Here is a 17091-nt window from a genome sequence, read left to right as displayed (position 1 = left end):
TCACGCTCCCCGACGCACGCGCCGCCGGCCCTGCAACTGGTCGACCCCCACCGCCACCAGGATCAACGCTCCGATCGCCACCTGCAACCAGAACGGGTCGATGCCGAGCAGCGTGCCGCCGTTGTTGAGCAGCCCGACGATCAGCGCTCCGACCAGGGCGCCGAGCGCCGAGCCCCGGGCGCCGAAGAGGCTCGCCCCGCCGATCACGCAGGCGGCGATGGCCTGGAGTTCGTAGCCGGTGCCGGCGGTCGGCACCCCGTTGCCGAGCCGGGAGGCGAGCAGGATGCCGCCGAGCGCGGCCAACGTACCGGCCAGCGCGTAGACGCTGAGCAGCACCGCCCGGACCGGTACCCCGGTGAGCCGGGCCGACTCCGGGTTGGAGCCGACCGCGTAGATGTAGCGGCCCCAGACCGTGCGTCGCAGCCCGAAGCCGACCAGCAGCGCGATCAGCACGGTCAGCCAGATCAGGTTGGCGACGCCGAGGAACTCGCCGCCGGCGATCGAGGTGAAGGAGCGCGGCAGCGGCTGGATGGTCCGGCCGTCGGTGTAGAGCAGGGTGATCCCCCGGGCCATGCCCAGGGTGCCGAGGGTGACGATGAACGGCGGCATCTTGAGGATCGCCACCAGCACGCCGTTGACCAGGCCGACCGCCGCACCGGCGAGCAGCGCGAGCACGACGGCGAGCAGCACCGATCCGCTGCCGGCGGTGTCGAAGACCGCCTTCGCGGCGATCACTCCGGAAAGGCCCACCACCGAGCCGACCGAGAGGTCGATGCCGGCGGTGAGGATCACCAGGAGCTGCCCGATCGCGATGATCGCGTAGATCGAGACCTGGCGTCCGAGGTTGTCCAGGTTGGTGCCGGTCAGGAAGGTGTCGGTGGCCAGGCTCAACCCCAGGACCAGGAGTACGAGCACCGGCAGCCCGCCGAAGCCCCGGCCGAGCAGGCTGCCCAGCCCGAGTACCTCCGGCTCGGCCGTCGTGCCCTTCCCGGCCGCCGTCTCGGGCGCGGAGTCCGGTGTGGCGGCCTCGGCTACTTTGCTGTCGCGGGTGGTCATCGGGACTCCAGCGGGGGTCGGGGCGGCACGGAGGCTTGCGGTGACGAGGTCGGCGCCGTCGGCGCCGTCGGGGTCTTCGGGGTCGACAGGTCGGCGGCGGAGGTCGGCGGGCTGGTGAGCCGGAGGATGCCCTCCTCGGTCGCCTCGGCCGCCGGCAGCTCGCCGACGATCCGGCGCTCGCGTACCACGACGATCCGGTCGCAGAGCCCGAGCAGCTCGGGAAGGTACGACGAGACCACCAGTACGGCGATCCCGGTCCGGGCCATCTCGGCGATCGCCTGGTAGATGTCGGCCTTGGCGCCGACGTCGACGCCCTTGGTCGGCTCGTCCAGCAGCAGCACCTTGGCGCCGGTGCCGAGCCAGCGGGCCAGCAGTACCTTCTGCTGGTTGCCGCCGGAGAGCGAGGTGACCGGGTCGTCGAAGGAGCCGTACTTCAGCCGCAGCCCCTCGACCGCCTGCCGGACGTGCCGGCGTTCCCGGCCGCCGCGCAGTACCGGGCCGCTGGCGACCCGGCCGAGGCTGGCGATCGAGACGTTCGCCTCGATGGAGAGTTCCAGCAGCAGCCCGGACTCCTTGCGGTCCTCGGTGAGCAGCGCGACGCCGTGCCGGGCCGCCGCCCGGGGCGAGCCGGCGGGGATCGGCGTACCGTCGACCCGCACCTCGCCGCCGTCGACCGGGTCGGCGCCGAAGACCGCCCGGACGATCTCGGAACGTCCGGCGCCGAGCAGCCCGGCCAGCCCGACGATCTCGCCCCGGTGCACGGTCAGCTCGACGGGGGCGGCGAAGCCGGGGATGCGCAGGTCGCGTACCTCCAGCCGGGGCGGGCCGATCTCGTGCCGCTCGCCGGGATAGAGGTTCTGCACCGGGCGGCCGACCATCGCCTGGATCAGCGAGTCGTGGTCGTAGTCGGCGACCGGCCGGGTCGCCACCACCCGGCCGTCGCGCAGCACGGTGACCCGGTCCCCGACCGCGAACATCTCTTCGAGGCGGTGCGTCACGTAGAGCACGGTGTGCCCGGCGTCGCGCAGCGCGGTGACCCGCTCCAGCAGGGCCGCCGCCTCCCGTTCCGAGAGTGCGGTGGTCGGCTCGTCGAAGATCACCAGCTTGGCCCGGGTACCGAGGACGCGGGCGATCTCGACGAGCTGGCGGGTGGCGGTCGGCAGCGCGCGTACCGGCTGGTCCAGGTCGAGATCGGCCAGGCCGACCCGGTCCAGGTGGTCCAGCGCGGTACGCCGCTGCGCCGCCCGGTCCACGATGCCGAGGAACCGGCGCGGGAAGCGGCCCATGGTGAGGTTGTCCAGCACGCTGAGGTCGGGCAGCAGGCTCAGCTCCTGGTAGACCACCCCGATCCCGGCGTCCCGGGTCTGCCCCGGGGACGGGCGCGGCCCGAGCGGCACCCCGTCGACCGAGTACTCGCCCCGGTCCCGGGCGACCGCGCCGGTCAGCACCTTGATCAGGGTGGACTTGCCGGCCCCGTTCTCCCCGGCGAGGCAGTGCACCTCGCCGGGGAGCAGCTCCAGGTCGACGTCGCCGAGCGCCGTCACCGGCCCGTACGTCTTGGTGACTCCGCGCAGCCGTACCACCGGCTGGTGCTCGGTCATCACACCTCCCACGCTCAGCCCTTGGTCTTAGGCGGGTTGAGCAGCGCCTTGAGGTCCTCGGCGTCCACGTTGGACCTGTCCACGAGTACGGCGCCCGGGTCCAGCCGCTGCGGGGCGTTGCTGCCGGCGACCGCCATCGCCGCCTCGACCACGCCCTGGTAGCCGAAGAAGAACGGGTTCTGTACGACGATCGCGTCGATCCCGCCGGACCGTACCGCTTCCACCTCGGCCGGGTCGGAGTCGAACGCCACCACCGCGACCCGGTCGGCGGCACCCTTCTCCTGCACCGCCTTGGCGGTGCCGACGCCGGAGGTGTTGTTGTCGGCGAAGATCCCGGCCAGGTCCGGCACCCGGGTCAGCGCGTCGTTGACCTGGCCGACCGCCTTGTTCAGGTCGTTGTCGTTGACCAGGGTCTGCACGATCGTCGCCTGCGGGCACTTCTCGGCGAGCCCCTGCTTGAACCCCTCGAACCGGTCGATCAGCACCTGTACGCCGGAGACGGCCGACTCGTGCAGCACCTTGCCGTTCGGCTTGCCGGCCTCGGTGATCAGCTCACAGAGCCGCTGCCCCGCCTGGGCGCCGGCCTTGACGTTGTCGGTACCGATGAAGCCGTCGGCCTTGGTCTGCACCGCGTTGTCGACGACGATCACTTTGATCCCGCCCGACCGGGCCCGGTCGATCACGCCGTTGAGCGCGGTGGAGGAGTTCGGGGCCAGCACGATCGCCTTGGCGCCGCGCGAGATGGCATCCTCGACCAGGCGTACCTGCGGTTCGATGTCCGCCTCGGAGGTCGGGCCGAACAGGTCGAGTTCAACGCCGAGGTCGCTGCCGGCCTTCTTCGCGCCGGCCAGCATCGACTGCCAGAACTCGCTCTCGGTGGCCTTGACGATGACGTCGATCTTCGTACCGGCGATCGCCGCCGTACCGGCGTTCCCGCCACCGCCGTCGTCGTCCGAGCCGCCGCCGAAGGCCCGGCCGGCGACGACGCCGACGGCCAGGGTGACGACCGCGGCGAGCCCGGCCGCGCCGAGTGAGACGCTCTTCGTTGCCATCTGGTCTCCTATCCGTGGAAGCTGGCGCTGGTTCAGGGCTTGCCGGCCGGTGCACCGAACGGGACGAGGTCGAGGCGACCGGGGTCCCCGACGCGCCGGGCGCGCAGGCCCATGCCGTGCTCGAGCACCCAGCCGTAGTCGTGCCCGGCGCTGCCCGGATAGACGGCGAGGAAGCGGTACGGCTCGTCGCCGACGTTGACGCTGCGGTGCGCCCAGCCGGGCGGGATGTAGCCGATGGTTCCCGGGCGCATCTCCAGCCACTCGGCCCGCTCGCCGTCGAAGAGCAGCAGACCGCCGTGCCCGGCCAGGCCGAGGTAGATCTCGCCCTGCGGGTCGGGGTGCTGGTGCCCCTTGGTCATCCAGAACTCGCCGCCGGTGACGCCCGGCTGGATCGTCGTGATCGACTGCGGCAGTTCCCGGGGGACCTCGGGAACGGGTGAGGAGACGACCGTGTAGACCACCGGATCGCCGTCGGCGACCGCCCGCGCCCAGGCATCGCCGTCGGCGAAGAGCCCTTCGAGGTCGGACATCCGCCGGGTCAGGACCTGGCCCTGCGGCTCCAGCGTGGCGTTGTCGGCGCCGAAGCTGATCGCGAAGGGCTGGATCGGCGGGGTGGCGCTGGTGGTCACGTCGTCTCCCGTTCTTCGGGTTCCGTTCCGGTCCCCATCTCGGTCCAGTGTCGGCCGTGTTTCGGGTTACTGTCGTCCTGTCATTACAGGATGTCAAGGGTTCCAGCAGAGATCAGCGAAGGATGCACCGTCCCAGAGGCCGAGCCGCTGACCGGGGCTATCCCCTGTCGCGCACACTGTCGACATGGGTGCACAAACGGGGCGGGACGTTCCGGACAGCCGCTCAGCGAAACAGCCGATCACCAGCCGGCGGATGATGGCCTTCGCGGATCCGAGACCAGCGGAGGTGGCCTGCGGAGTTTGGCCGTCTCGACCGAGCCGGCGGACCTGCCGTCCGCCCCGCGACTGTGACCGGCGGACAGTGGCCTCCGCCCCTCGACTGTGACCGGCGGACAGTGCCCTCCGCCCCTCGACTGTGACCGGCGGACAGTGCCCTCCGCCCCTCGACTGTGACCGGCGGACAGTGCCGTCCGTCTCGCGATCGGGACCGGTTCGGACGGGCCGCCCTCGCCCTCCGTGCTGGCTTGGAGCCCGGCAGCGGTTCGTGGGCGCACAGACGGGGCAGCTCGACAGGCTCGCGATCAGACAACCCCTGCTCGCCGCCCCCGCCCCCGCTCGCGCCCGTCGCGGGTGGCGAGGGCGCTGGCAGCCGGGATTCTTGGCAAGAAAGGGCGCGCAGCGAACCAGAAATCGGCAAGAATCTTGCGCGCCCGACCGCCCGACCGCGGTGTCGGACGCCGAGGCAGACCCAAGGGGCCCGGGGCCGGGTGCAGGGACGGAGGCGAGGGGAGGTGCCGAGTGGGGGCGTGTCAGGCTTTCACGAGTAGGAGTGGAGTGCCGGGCCGGCCGCCGGCCGTGGAGCGGGTCAGCTCGACCTGGAACCGGCTGCGGTCGCCCCGGTGCAGGGCGAGGAAGCTCTCCACCGGGCGGCCGGACTCCCCGATGCTGATGCTGCGCAGCGCCAGCACCGGATCGCCGCGCCGGATGCCGAGCAGTCTCGCCTGGGCGGCGCTGGCCACCGCCGCCTCGACCGAGCGCACCCCCCGGACCAGCCGCACCCCGTAGGACGACTCCAACACCTGATAGAGCGACCGGTCGGTCAGATCCTCGTCGACCAGCCCGGGAGCCAGATCAGCCGGCAGGTGCGTGACGGTCCAGACCCACGGCTCGTCGTCGACGAAGCGCAACCGCTCCAGGTGGATCACCGACTCGCCGGGATCGATCTCCAGGTCGGCGGCGACGGCGGCGTCCGCCGGCAGCACCTCGACCCGGCGTACCTCGCTGCGCAGGTGACCGCCCCGGGCGGCGACGTCCTCGAAGAGCCCGGTGAGCGACTGCACCAGCCCCTCGGCGGTCTTCGGGTGCGCGACGAAGGTGCCCCGGCCCTTGACCCGCTCGATGACGCCCTCGTTCTCCAGGTCGGTCAGCGCCTGCCGGACGACGGTACGCGAGACGTCGTATCTGGCGCACAGCTCGTGGTCGCCGAGCAGGCGGTCGCCGGGCTGAAGGCGGCGACGCTCGATGTCCCGGACGATCAACTGTTTGAGCTGGTAATACATCGGCAGCGGCGAGCCGCGGTCGATCCGGTCCCCTGCCTGCATGTCATGAGAGGATAACAGGCGACGATCGGGGCGGCGGTGTGTCATACCCGCGCCCTACGCTGGCCCGATGGACTGGAAGATCGAACTCATTCCCGTGCCGGTGACCGACGTCGACCGCGCCAAGACCTTCTACGAGAAGGTGGGATTCAACGCCGACCACGACCACAGAGTGCACGAGGGTCTACGGTTCGTGCAGTTGACCCCGCCCGGCTCGGCCTGCTCGATCGTGATCGGCGACGGCATCACCGACAAGACGCCCGGCACGCAGGAGATCCAGGTCGTGGTGGCCGACGCCGAGGCGGCGCGCCGGCAGTTGGTCGAGGCGGGCGTCGAGGCGAGCGACGTCGACGCACAGCCGTGGGGAAGCTTCGTCTACTTCCGCGACCCGGACGGCAACCGCTGGTCCTTGCAGGCGATCGAGTCGCGTCCGAACGGTTAGACCTGACGCCACACCTCCGGCGTGGCGTCAGGTCATGGGTACCCGTCAGGAGCCCAGCTCGTCCTCCGCGTTGCCGGCGGCGGTGATGATGTCCCAGCGTTCGTCCCGGGTGATCAACCCGGCCTGCACCCACTCGGTGGAGGTGCGGGAGACCTTCGTCATGAACTGGCTGTGGTTCTTGAAGGGTGCCGCCGCCCAGACCTCGTCGAGGAACGACGTGCCGTCCGGCCGCTCCCGGTTCGGGACCCCGGAGTCGTGCGAGCCGAAGACGATCGCCGGCTCGGAGCGCCGGAAATAGACGTGCTGTGCCTGGGTGTCGCCGACATAGAGCGGCCGCAGCGTGTGCTCGTTGGTGGTGAAGGTGCCGTCGCCGGCCGGTACGACCGCCCGGGAGAGGTCACCGGCCAGGGTGAAGTGCCGGTAGAGCGAGAACTCCTTGAAGCTGCTGCCGGTGCCGAGCGCCGGCAGCAGCACCGGGCCGTTGAAGATCGCCTGTACGTCCCGGTCGTCGAGCGCCTTCTCCAGCCGGAGTACGAACGGGATCGTCACCTCGATGGTGTCGCCGGGCTTCCAGTTCCGCTGGATGCTCAGGTAGCTGCCCGGGGTCACCTTCCCCTTCCGGGCCACCCCGTTGATCTTGACGGAGAAGCCCTCGGCCCAGCCCGGCACCCGGAGCCGGATGTCCAGCCGTCCCCGGCCCTGCACCGTCAGCTTGGCCTGCTCGCTGCGCGGATAGTCGGTCTCCTGCCGGATGATGAACCCGTTCGCCTCCCAGGTCAGCACCGACCCGACGTAGAGGTTGACGTAGAGCGTCGAGTTGTCCGCCGACCGGAAGTAGACGGACTCCTGATATTTGGTGTGGTTCTCCAGGCCGGAGCCGCCGCAGCAGGTGCCGGTGTTGCCGTAGCCTCGGCTGCTGCCCGGGGTCAGCGGCAGGAAGTAGGTGACGTTCGGGGTGCTGGTGGACTCGCTGTCCCGCTTGGACCCGAGGATGTGGTTGAGCAGCGTCCGCTCGTAGTACTCCATGTAGGCCGGGTCCGGGTCGTGGAAGAAGAGGTTCCGGGCCACCTTGAGCAGGTTGTACGACGTACACGTCTCGGCGCCGTTCCCGGCGATCGAGCCCGCGATGTTTCCCCGGGGCTGGAACAGTTCGGCGTTGGTGTTCGCCGGCAGGTCCGGGGTGGCCGGCCAGGTGCCGCTGGTGCCGCCGTGCGCGTACATCCGGTGCGGCACCACCATGTGCCAGAAGTTCTCCGTCGCCGCGTGGTAGGTCTCCTCGGCGCCCTGGTCGAAGACGCGCAGGTAGCCGACGAACTGCGGTACGTGGGTGTTGGCGTGCAGCCGGGTGATGATGTCCCGGTCCTCCACACAGGCGTCGAAGAGGGACTGCCGGTTGTCGAAGCACTTCGCCGTGGCGAGGTATTTCGGGTCGCCGGTGATGGCGTGCAGGTCGGCCATCACCTCGTTCATCCCGCCGTACTCGCCCGCGATGTAGATGGCCCACATCCGGTTCAGGGTCTCCCGGGGCAGTACCGAGAGCCGGCTGTGCACCCAGTCGCCCATCGCGGTGACCACGGTCAGCGCCTGCGCGTTCCCGGCCAGCAGATACGCGTCGAGCAGCCCTCGCATGATCTTGTGGCAGGTGTAGTACGGCGCCCAGATCGTCGGGTACGTGGCGAAGGACTCCAGCCGGACGAACTGGTCCTCCGGATAGGCGGCCAGGAAGCCGGGGTGGCTGTATTTGCCGCTCGCCGCCATCGCCGCCTGGCAGGCCGCCAGCTCGGCGACGATGTAGTCCACCTTGTCTCCGTAGACCGAGTCGCCGGTGGAGGCGTACGCCTGGGCGAAGGCGGTGATCAGGTGGCCGCTGTAGTGCCCGCGCAGGTTGCCGGTGGCGTCGTCCCAGCCGCCCGGCGGGGTGGACCCCTCCGGCAGCGGCAGCCCGGCGGTGACCCGGAAGTTGTGCAGCACCCGGTCGGCCGGGTACGCCCGGAGCAGGTTCAGGATCCGGTCCCGCTTCTCGGCGAAGAGCGTACCGTCGAGCAGTTCTACCTGGTCCAGCCCGAACGGCTTCACCACCCAGCGCGGGTTGCGGTCGTAGAAGTCTCCCTGGGACAACCTCGCGGCGGTCACCGCCGCTCCGTCCGGCACGGCGGCGGTGCGGGCCGGCGCCGCCTGGGCGGGTGCGGCCGATGCCGCCGCGCCGGGCAGCTGGGTCGCGGCGACGGTGCCGGCGGTCACCGCGCCGACGGTACGCAGGAAACGGCGACGGTCAAGTGCGTGCTGGTCTGCGACCACTGTCAACCTCCTCGGTGGTGGCTCTGATGTCTCCCGGCACCCGCTGACGCAGATCGCGGCGCGGCAGGCACCGACGTGCTGGCTGACTCCCGATCCGTTGCGGCGCCTGACATTCCGGGGCGCGCGGTGACGCCTCGTCACCTCTCGGCAGGTCGACGCCGATGTGATCGCTAACATTCAACCAGAGACATGGCCGACCATGATTGCGACAGTTGTCGAAATTCCCGGCCCGATCGACCGCCGACAGTTCGGCTGCCTGTCCACCGTCACCGGCCGGGCGGAGCGGACCTGATCAGCGGTAGCCGCACTCGGCGCGCAGCCGGGCCAGCTCGGTTGCGGTGCCGATCCCGGCCCGGTACGACGGATGTGCGACGTACTCCCGGATCGCCGAGGCGAGGAAGTCGGGTTGCACGTTCAACTGCCCGACCGGCAGCTCCTCGACACCCGGTGGACGGCCCGACCAGGGTTGCCGGCCCCGGCGGTAGAGCGTGATGCGGGGGCTGACCGGTGCCGGCTGCGGCGGCCCACCGGGCGCCAACTCGTCCCAGTCGATGGTGGTCGCGCCCGGGAACCCGGACACGGAGATCCCGGTCGGTGCCAGCACCAGACCTGCCCGTCGGAGGAACGGCGAGACCAGCGCGCACCCGACGAGGACGGCGAACATCGCACCGTGGTAGCTCTCGGACGGCCACTCGTTGAAGCCGAGCCTGTCCCGCGCCGGTCCGCGCTCGACCACGACCATTGCGGCGGCATTCCAGAGGAAGAAGATCGTCAGGACGCACTGGAAGCGCGGAAACCCCCCGACGACGAACCGGCGGCCGGCGGCGTCGACCTGGAAGGTGGCGGGCCGCCGCCGCAGCGGCGCGACGACCCGGATGAGGACGACGAGCGGCGCCACCAGGGTGAGGAACAGCGCCAGCAGGCGGAGCAGCAGGCCGAGGCCGGCGGGGTCGATCCGGTCGGTCACCGGTTCCACCCACCAGCTCACCGCGAACCGGCTCAGGAAGGCGACGATGCCGAGCGCCAGGGCGGCGGCCCGGAGCACGCCGAGCGACATGACCGCAGCGTAGCGAGGCCGGTCAATGCCGTACCGACCGCGCGGGACAAGCCCGAGCCGCGCGAAATCCGGTGGAGCCGCCCGCCGGGCACTGGTACCAAGGGCCGATGCGAACCCCATCTCGTACCGCGTGAGCCGCAGCCTGCACACCGACCCGTACCCGAGCCGCGCCGCCCGGCGACTCGACGCGCCCCGGGGCCGGCGCGCGGCCGAGCCGAGGGTACTGCGCCGCCGCGCCCGCCTCGCGGAGCAGCAGCGTCTCGCGCCCGAGCAGGTCGACCGGCCCGAGCCGATCGCCCGGCCGACGACCCCGTACCCCCCGCCCCGGCTCCCGATCCGGGAGTCCCCGGCCCGGCCGGGTTTCCTGCATCCGGCGACCGTCGGCGACGTCACCCGGCTGCTGGACTTCTTCGGCCCCGAACTGCGGTACGGGCTGCGCGCCGTCGAACTGCGGCACGCCGTCGGCGCCGACCGGTCCGGCCCGCTCCTCGCGGCGCTACTGGTGCCGGGCGTGGTGATCCTCTACGAGCAGCCGCGACCACCCTGGACCGTCCCCGGCCAACTCCTGCCACGGTCCCGGTCCCGACTGGAGCGGGCCGGTGCCCGGGTCGACTCCGCCGCGACGTCGACCAGGATCGACTGGCCCGGTACGACGCTGCGCGACTTCCTGCTCTTCGACGGCCTGCTGCACGAGATCGGCCACCACCTGGTGCAGCACGGCAGCGGCAGGCGGACCGCCCGGGTACGCCGGACCGCCGACCACGAGCGCTACGCCGACGGGTTCGCGGCCCGCTGCCGGGAGCGCTGGACAGCCGCCGCCGCGCCCCGGGTCGCCCGTGGATAGCCCGGCCCGGCTGGTCGGCGACGGTCTGGAGAACCCGGCCAACGCGTACGCGCTGCGGGACGCCGCCGCGATGTTCGGGGTGCCGTGCCTGTTCCGGGACGGCCGGGGACTGGCCGGGCGCTGGTCCGCCGAACGGGCCGGCGGGCCGCTGCACATCATCGACAGCGCCGAACTGCTGGCGGCGGCGTCGACCCCGATCGTCGCCGTCGAGAACGCACCCGGCGCGACCTCCGTCTTCGGTACCGCGCCGCCGGCCGGGCGACCGTCGGTGGTGGTCGGCAACGAACGGCTCGGCGTACGACCGGACGTGCTGCGGGCGGCCACCCGCTGCGTACAGATTCCGATGACGGGTCGCGGGGTGAACACCCTGAACGTCGCCTCGGCGGCGGCGGTGGCCCTGCACTACCTGCTGGCGGCGGCCGGCCGGCGTACCGTCCGGGGCACCCGTCCCGGTTCGCGCCGGCCGGCCGTACTCCTGCTCGGGCCCGGCGACCACGTCGAGGCGGGCAGCACGCTGCGCTCGGCCGCCGCCTTCGGCTGGCAGACGGTGGGACTGGACGACCGGGCGAAGGTGTGGTGGGGCACGCCCCGCCCGGTACGCACCGAGGCCCGGGCCGCCGCCCGCAGCTCCCGCAACCCGCTGAAGGTGGTACCGGTGTCGGCGCAGCCGCCGCTGCCGGCCCGGCGGGTGGTGGTCGCCGGGCTGCACCTCGGCGGTCCGGCGCTGCACCGGGTCGACCTGACCGGCGGCCCGGAAACCCTGCTGGTGATCCCGGACGAGGAGGCGACCGGGCCGGCCGAACAGTGGCGGCGACTCGGCCCGACGGTGGAGTTCGCCCGGCTGGAGCTGCCGGCGGTGAACGTGCCGTACCGGTACCGGCTGGTCGCGGCGATCGTGCTCGCCGAGGTCGCCCGGCAGCTCGGTACCCGTGCTCCCGGCCGCGCCGGCCCGGCACCCCGGCACCGTCCCCGCTACGACAGCGCGCTCGCCCTGGTCGACTCCCCGGATGCCGAACTGGTCAGTCCGGCGGAGCTGGAGTCGTACTGAGGTCAGGCGGGGTCCGCACCGTCGAGGGCCGCCTGGATCAGGCCCCGGGTCTTCTCGTCGAAGGCGACCAGTCGGATCGACTCGACCGCCGACGGAGTGGAGCGGAGCGTCTGCACCGCTATCCGCGCCGCCCGGTCGGCCGGAAACCCGTAGACCCCGGTGGCGATGGCCGGAAAGGCGACGCTGCGCGCGCCCACCTCGTCGGCGACCGCCAGGCAGCGGCGGTAGCAGGAGGCGAGCAGCTCGGCTTCGCCGTACCCGCCGCCCTCCCAGACCGGGCCGACGGTGTGGATGACATGCCGGACCGGCGGGTCGAGGTCGAACGCCGGGGTCGCCACCGCCTCGCCGGCTGGGCAGGGGGCGATCGCCCCGCCCGCCTCGGCGAGCCGCGGACCGGCCGCCCGGTGGATGGCACCGTCCACACCGCCGCCACCCAGCAACGACTCGTTGGCGGCGGTGACGATCGCGTCCACGTGCTCCCGGGTGATGTCGCCCAGCACGACTTCGATGGTGGCCATCCGCCGATGATGCCAGTCGACCGGCGACCTGTCCGCACAACACCACCGCCCCGTCACCTGAGCGGACAGGTGACGGGGCGGTGGCGTTGGCTCGGGCTACAGCATCGAGACGTGCACGTGGTCGGTGTGGTCACTCGGACCGCTGTAGGAACTCCAGCCCTCGTCCGGGAACCAGATCTCCTTGTACCAGATCACGTAGAGGATGCCGAGCCGGTCCGCGTTGCGGATCAGGAACGCGGCCAGGTCGTTGCCGTACTTCATCTGGTCGTCGTTGGCAGCCCGGCTGAACCCGGAGTTGCGCAGCGACCAGTCACAGGCCCGGCCCTTCGGATGCTCGAACGGCCCACCGGGCCGGAAGCAGCCGACGAACCTCTTGAAGCCCGCCCGACGCACCTCGTTGTACATGTGGAGCGTCCGGGCGGTGATGCAGCCGCTGGTGGTCGGGTCCTTCTTGTTGCACGGCAGCCCGGGGAAGCCGTCCGCCATCCCCGGCCCCGGCCGGGCGACCGGCGAGGTGGCCGCCACCAGCCCCTTGTCGGGGCGCGAGTTGCCGCCCACCAGGGCGAGCGCCTTCTTCGCGTCCGACTGCTGCTTCTGGATGATCTTCTCTTGCGCGGCCTGCTTGGCGACCTCCTCGTCGATCGCCTTCTTGGCCGCGCCGACCTCGTTGCGCGCCTCGTTGAGCGCCCGGAGCTTGCTGTTGTTGAACAGGTTCAGCTCGTTGAGCGCCGAGGCCCGCTCGATGAACGAGTTCGACGAGGAGTCGGACGAGTTGTTGCTCAACAGCATCGAGATGGCGCTGAGCTTGCCGCTGCGGTAGGACTCGGCCGCGATCTGGCTCGCCTCCGGCGTGAGCGCCGCCAGCCTGGCCTCCGCCTGCTTCAACTGGTTGCCGAGCTGCTGCTGCCGCCGCTGGGACTTGCTGCGCTCGGCCTTCGCCTCGGCGAGCCGCTTGCCGGCGCTGGCGAGCACGTCTCCGAGCACCGGCGAGTCGGCCTCCTCCTGGGGGGCCGGTTTCGGCGCGGGCGCCGCCGACGCCTCCGACGGGACCACGACCAGAGCTGCGGCGGTGAGCAGTGCCAGGGCAGTCGCCAGCCTTCGGCGTAGGGGTGCCCTCACATGTATCCCTTCCGTCGGCCGCCGACCGGGTTAGCTGACGGGTTCGGGATGGAAGTGGTCCCTACCGCTTGCGCGGATTCACCCCAGGGGTGCGTGGGTCCCCGGCTCGCCGGGTGGCGATTAGGCGGCGATCAGCGCCGGCACCACGCGGTATCCGGCGGCTATGAACGGCAGACAGCATACCCGGTTTCACTTCCGGAATGGCAAGCCCCGTTCGCGGGTAAAAGCGTTGCCGGACAACGACTATCAGTAATCACGGCGCGTCGGACGCATCGAAGGTCATGCTTTGTCCGCCATTATCGACTAGCTGCTGTCGGCTATTTACCAAGCGCGTTATCAACCGCCTGACGTGCGGAAACGTGTCCAGGTTGGTCGGTGGCGTGATTCCCCGGTCACCGTCGGCGCCAGGGCGTTGTGCCGAACAGCACACCGGCCACCGTACCGGCCGAGAGCAGACCCGCTGTCACCGCGCCCCGGTGCTGGGACAGCCAGAGTTGCGGACTCCGTGTCCGGTACGGCGTGTCGAACGAGCCGTGCGCGCCCCGGTCCACCCCGGTGCCGTCGTCGACCGGGTGCCACAGGTTCGCCGGTCGACCCCGCTCGGCCGGCTGCTCCGTCTGCTGGCCGGAGTACCCCGTCCGGGCCAGGTACCGGTCGAGCAGGCCGGGCACCAGCCGGTTGCCGAGGATGGTGCCGACCGTCGAGGCACCGACCCAGTACTCCCGCCGGCCCGGCCGGTCGGCCGCGTGCACGATGGCCCGGGCCGCCAGTTCGGGCTGGTAGATCGGTGGCACCGGCTGGGCGCGGTTGCGCAGCCGGGACAGTACCCAGTCGAACTGCGGGGTGTTCACCGCCGGCAGGTGCACCATGGTGAGCCGGACCGGGCTCCGGTCGTGCAGCAGTTCGCAGCGCAGCGACTCGGTGAAGCCCGCGATGGCGTGCTTCGCGCCGCAGTACGCGGACTGGAGCGGGATCGACCGGTAGGCCAGTGCCGACCCGACCTGCACGATCGTGCCGCTGCCGCGCGCCAGCATCCGGTCGAGGGCGGCCCGGGTGCCGTGGACGTACCCGAGATAGCAGACCTCGGTCACCCGCCGGAACTCCTCCGGTCCGATCTCCTTGAAGGGCGCGAAGACCGAGACGATGGCGTTGTTGACCCAGAGGTCGATGGGCCCGAGTTCGCTGGTCGCCCGCTCCGCCGCCGCCTCCACCTGGCGGTAGTCCGCCACGTCGGTCTCGATCGGCAGCGCCACGCCGCCGGCCGCCCGGACGTCCTCGGCGGCGCCCCGCAGGCCGGTGTCGCCCCGGGCCAGCAGGGCGAGCCGCATCCCCCGGCTGGCCAGCAGCCGTGCCGTTGCCCGGCCCACCCCGGCACTCGCTCCGGTGACCACCGCCACCCGCGCCGCAGGTCGCCGCCGCATCCGCTCCCCCGTCCCGAACCTCCCCGGTCGCCGCGCGCCGGCTACCCGGCCGACGCCCCGACAAACTCCCGGACGCCCTCCGTCGCCGGGCCGCCACGGCACGCCGGGCCGCAACGGCACGTGCGGACGGGGGCTCTGGAGAGGCGGAGAGGCGGAGCCGGGCAGGAGGCGGGCAGTCGGAGTGACCGGCCGGGCCACCCGTCCGGGTGAGGATGAACCCCGGCCGGGCGGGTAACCGCGTCCGCGACGCGGCGGGCGTCGTCGAGGGGTGCGGCGGACGACGGTGCGGCGGGTGACGGTGCGGCGGGCGTCCGCGATGGGTGCGGCGGGTGATGGTGCGGCGGGCGGAGGAACAAGTGCGCGGCGGCGCGGTACCGGCGGCGGCCGTCGGTGCCGCGTTGGCCGTCCAGGTGGTGCCGGCCGTGACGGTACTGCCCCGGGTACGGCTGCGGTTCTTTCCCCGGCTGAGCGGACGCGGCTCGCCGGGGCACGTCGCGCTCACCTTCGACGACGGCCCCGACCCGGCCTCCACCCCGCTCTTCGTCGAGACCCTCGCCGCACACCGGACCCGGGCGACGTTCTTCCTGCTCGGCTCGATGCTGGCCCGCACGCCGGAACTCGGGCTGGATCTCGTCGCCGCCGGGCACGAGGTCGCGGTGCACGGCTGGGCGCACCAGAACCTGCTGCTCCGGGGGCCGCACGCCACCTACCGCGACCTGGCCCGGACCCGGGAACTGATCGGGGCGGTGACCGGACGGGTACCCCGGTTCTTCCGCCCGCCGTACGGGGTGTTCAGCGGCGCCGCCCTGATCGCCGCGCGCCGGCTGGACCTGACCCCGGTGCTCTGGACCTGCTGGGGGCGGGACTGGACCCGGTCGGCGACCCCCTCCTCGGTACTCGACACGCTGCGCGACGGGCTGGCCGGCGGCGGCACCGTGCTGCTGCACGACTCCGACTGCACCTCCGCGCCGGGTGCCTGGCGGGCCAGCCTCGCCGCCCTGCCCCACCTGCTGGAGGAGTGCCTCCGCCGGGGCTGGCGGGTCGGCCCGCTCGGCGAACACGGCTGATCCGGCCGCCCGGCGCCAAGAGCGCGGGGATCAGGCTCAACCAGCGGTTCGCCCGGGGTGTGCCGGTGCCCACTGCCCGGCGGGCTCAGCCCACCCGGTCGGTCAACTCAACCAGTCGGTCAACTCACCCGGTCGGTCAGCTCCCCGGGTACCGCCTCGACCCGGCTGCCGGGCACGGCGGCCACCGGTGCCGACCCGGCGGCGTCGGCCGTCGGCCGCGACCCCAGCGGGTGCCGGACCCGGGTTACCACGCCGACGTGCGCCCGCCGCGCGGCCTGGAGCGCGGCGAAGAGCCCGTACGCTCCGCGACCGACCAGCCGGTGCTTGAGCCCGACGGCGCCGCCCGGCGGCTGGTAGCCGGCGGGTGGCAGGTGCGCCCGGTACCGGGTGACGATCTCGGCGAAGAACTCGCGGCGGCGCGCGGGCGGCACCCGTCGGGGATGGCCGAGCACCTGCAAGAGGTGCCAGATCATCCGCTGGAAGATCAGGTGACGCAGTTCGGCCGGCACCGCCGGGTCCGCGTCCAGCCCGGACAGCACCCGGTCCCAGTGCGCGAAGACCTCGAAGTGCCGGTCGCTGACCGTCGCGGTGATCGCACCCTCGGGACGCTGCCGGTACGCGTAACAGCAGCGGTCCAGCAGGGCGATCCGCTGCGCGGCGAGCATCAGCGGAAAGCTGAACGAGACGTCCTCGTACCAGCCGGGTCCGAAGGTCAGGCCGAGGTCGAGGAGGAACCGGCGCCGGATCACCTTGTTGCAGGTGATGTGCAGCACCGACAGCAGGGCCGGCCGCTGCCGGAGGGTGAAGGTATCCGGCCCCGGGCCTCCGGCACCGACCTGGGAGAGCGACAGGTGCCGGGTCCCGCCGTTCGGGTAGTACCGGGTGTACGCGGTGACCAGCAGGTCGGGCCGGGTCCGGGTCAACCGCTCGGCGACGGCGGTGAGGCTCCCCTCGGGCAGCCAGTCGTCGCCGTCGACGAACCACACGTACTCGCCGGTGGCCCGGGACAGGCCGGTGTTGCGGGCCGCCCCGAGCCCCTGGTTGCGGTCGAGGGTGACCACCACCAGCCGGGAGTCGCGTTCGGCGTACCGGGCCAGGATCGCCCCGCTGCCGTCGCGGGATCCGTCGTCCACCGCCACCAGTTCGAGGTCGCGGAAGGACGTGTCGAGGATGGAGTCCAGGCAGTCGGCCAGGTACGCCCGCACCTGGTAGACCGGGACTATCACGCTGAGCAGGGTCACCGTGGAAACCTCCGGGGGAGGACGGAGACCGAATAGTAGCGCCGAGTAATCGGGCGCCACGCGTTCAGTAACTAGCGAGTGACCAAATTGTGATTTGTCA

General features: G+C 72.0%; 15 protein-coding genes and 1 riboswitch. Of the genes, 4 read left to right on the top strand and 11 right to left on the bottom strand.

Annotated features, from left to right (window positions below; genetic code table 11):
* The 5 genes from C6W10_RS35605 to C6W10_RS35585 all read right to left on the bottom strand — a co-directional run bounded on the left by C6W10_RS35605 (position 1) and on the right by C6W10_RS35585 (position 5939).
* Positions 1-1056: an ABC transporter permease gene (locus C6W10_RS35605; RefSeq protein ID WP_107263368.1), complete on the bottom strand. Its 1056-nt coding sequence runs from the start codon at positions 1054-1056 to the stop codon at positions 1-3.
* Positions 1053-2657, bottom strand: a complete 1605-nt coding sequence (locus C6W10_RS35600) for a sugar ABC transporter ATP-binding protein (RefSeq protein WP_107263367.1) — start codon at positions 2655-2657, stop codon at positions 1053-1055. The genes C6W10_RS35605 and C6W10_RS35600 overlap by 4 nt, the downstream gene beginning before the upstream one ends.
* Before the next feature lie 14 nt (positions 2658-2671).
* Entirely contained in the window at positions 2672-3709 is a 1038-nt protein-coding gene (locus tag C6W10_RS35595; protein WP_107263366.1) for an ABC transporter substrate-binding protein, read from the bottom strand.
* Between the two features lie 32 nt (positions 3710-3741).
* Complete coding sequence (locus C6W10_RS35590) at positions 3742-4338, bottom strand: glucose-6-phosphate isomerase family protein (RefSeq protein WP_199853806.1); 597 nt, start codon at positions 4336-4338, stop codon at positions 3742-3744.
* A gap of 809 nt (positions 4339-5147) precedes the next feature.
* Positions 5148-5939, bottom strand: coding sequence for a GntR family transcriptional regulator (locus C6W10_RS35585; protein ID WP_107263365.1), 792 nt, complete (start codon positions 5937-5939; stop codon positions 5148-5150).
* A 67-nt stretch (positions 5940-6006) separates the two neighbouring features.
* On the opposite strand from C6W10_RS35585, the gene C6W10_RS35580 reads away from it, so the two are divergent.
* Positions 6007-6378: a VOC family protein gene (locus tag C6W10_RS35580; protein ID WP_107263364.1), complete on the top strand. Its 372-nt coding sequence runs from the start codon at positions 6007-6009 to the stop codon at positions 6376-6378.
* A 45-nt stretch (positions 6379-6423) separates the two neighbouring features.
* On the opposite strand, the gene C6W10_RS35575 is transcribed toward C6W10_RS35580, so the two are convergent.
* Together C6W10_RS35575 and C6W10_RS35570 are read right to left on the bottom strand one after the other, a co-directional pair.
* Positions 6424-8676, bottom strand: coding sequence for a glycoside hydrolase family 127 protein (locus C6W10_RS35575; protein WP_199853805.1), 2253 nt, complete (start codon positions 8674-8676; stop codon positions 6424-6426).
* A gap of 292 nt (positions 8677-8968) precedes the next feature.
* Positions 8969-9733, bottom strand: a complete 765-nt coding sequence (locus C6W10_RS35570) for a hypothetical protein (RefSeq protein WP_107263362.1) — start codon at positions 9731-9733, stop codon at positions 8969-8971.
* Between the two features lie 130 nt (positions 9734-9863).
* Here C6W10_RS35570 and C6W10_RS35565 point away from each other — a divergent pair, with 130 nt between their 5' ends.
* Both C6W10_RS35565 and C6W10_RS35560 read left to right on the top strand, forming a co-directional pair.
* Positions 9864-10577 carry a hypothetical protein gene (locus tag C6W10_RS35565; RefSeq protein WP_107263361.1) on the top strand — a complete coding sequence of 238 codons (714 nt, stop codon included), beginning with the start codon at positions 9864-9866 and terminating at the stop codon, positions 10575-10577.
* Positions 10570-11625, top strand: a complete 1056-nt coding sequence (locus tag C6W10_RS35560) for a TrmH family RNA methyltransferase (RefSeq protein WP_107263360.1) — start codon at positions 10570-10572, stop codon at positions 11623-11625. Before C6W10_RS35565 ends, C6W10_RS35560 begins: the two co-directional genes overlap by 8 nt.
* A gap of 2 nt (positions 11626-11627) precedes the next feature.
* Here the strand turns inward: C6W10_RS35560 and C6W10_RS35555 are convergent, their stop codons facing one another.
* From C6W10_RS35555 to C6W10_RS35545, 3 genes are all read right to left on the bottom strand, one after another.
* Positions 11628-12143: an O-acetyl-ADP-ribose deacetylase gene (locus C6W10_RS35555; protein WP_107263359.1), complete on the bottom strand. Its 516-nt coding sequence runs from the start codon at positions 12141-12143 to the stop codon at positions 11628-11630.
* Positions 12144-12239: 96 nt separating this feature from the next.
* Positions 12240-13262, bottom strand: coding sequence for a hypothetical protein (locus C6W10_RS35550; RefSeq protein ID WP_107263358.1), 1023 nt, complete (start codon positions 13260-13262; stop codon positions 12240-12242).
* A 3-nt stretch (positions 13263-13265) separates the two neighbouring features.
* A riboswitch (cyclic di-AMP (ydaO/yuaA leader) is annotated at positions 13266-13399 on the bottom strand.
* 255 nt (positions 13400-13654) lie between these two features.
* Entirely contained in the window at positions 13655-14683 is a 1029-nt protein-coding gene (locus C6W10_RS35545) for an SDR family oxidoreductase (RefSeq protein WP_107263357.1), read from the bottom strand.
* A 332-nt stretch (positions 14684-15015) separates the two neighbouring features.
* Between C6W10_RS35545 and C6W10_RS35540 the strand changes: the two genes are divergently transcribed.
* The gene (locus tag C6W10_RS35540; protein WP_107264548.1) at positions 15016-15750 is read left to right on the top strand and encodes a polysaccharide deacetylase family protein; all 735 of its coding nucleotides are present in this window, start codon (positions 15016-15018) and stop codon (positions 15748-15750) included.
* Between the two features lie 119 nt (positions 15751-15869).
* On the opposite strand, the gene C6W10_RS35535 is transcribed toward C6W10_RS35540, so the two are convergent.
* Positions 15870-16991 (bottom strand): glycosyltransferase family 2 protein, encoded by a 1122-nt coding sequence (locus C6W10_RS35535; RefSeq protein WP_159104877.1) that lies wholly within the window; start codon positions 16989-16991, stop codon positions 15870-15872.
* Between the last annotated feature and the right edge of the window lie 100 nt (positions 16992-17091).

The sequence above is a fragment of the Plantactinospora sp. BB1 genome (assembly GCF_003030385.1).
GTDB lineage: Bacteria > Actinomycetota > Actinomycetes > Mycobacteriales > Micromonosporaceae > Plantactinospora.
The sequence above is the reverse complement of the archived record's forward strand: the minus strand, read 5'-3'. Positions and strand labels throughout refer to the sequence as shown.

Coding starts and splice junctions, on each gene's coding strand:
- C6W10_RS35605 (WP_107263368.1), bottom strand. CDS start 1,056: ATGACCACCCGCGACAGCAAAGTAGCCGAGGCCGCCACACCGGACTCC.
- C6W10_RS35600 (WP_107263367.1), bottom strand. CDS start 2,657: ATGACCGAGCACCAGCCGGTGGTACGGCTGCGCGGAGTCACCAAGACG.
- C6W10_RS35595 (WP_107263366.1), bottom strand. CDS start 3,709: ATGGCAACGAAGAGCGTCTCACTCGGCGCGGCCGGGCTCGCCGCGGTC.
- C6W10_RS35585 (WP_107263365.1), bottom strand. CDS start 5,939: ATGCAGGCAGGGGACCGGATCGACCGCGGCTCGCCGCTGCCGATGTAT.
- C6W10_RS35580 (WP_107263364.1), top strand. CDS start 6,007: ATGGACTGGAAGATCGAACTCATTCCCGTGCCGGTGACCGACGTCGAC.
- C6W10_RS35570 (WP_107263362.1), bottom strand. CDS start 9,733: ATGTCGCTCGGCGTGCTCCGGGCCGCCGCCCTGGCGCTCGGCATCGTC.
- C6W10_RS35555 (WP_107263359.1), bottom strand. CDS start 12,143: ATGGCCACCATCGAAGTCGTGCTGGGCGACATCACCCGGGAGCACGTG.
- C6W10_RS35545 (WP_107263357.1), bottom strand. CDS start 14,683: ATGCGGCGGCGACCTGCGGCGCGGGTGGCGGTGGTCACCGGAGCGAGT.
- C6W10_RS35540 (WP_107264548.1), top strand. CDS start 15,016: ATGGTGCGGCGGGCGGAGGAACAAGTGCGCGGCGGCGCGGTACCGGCG.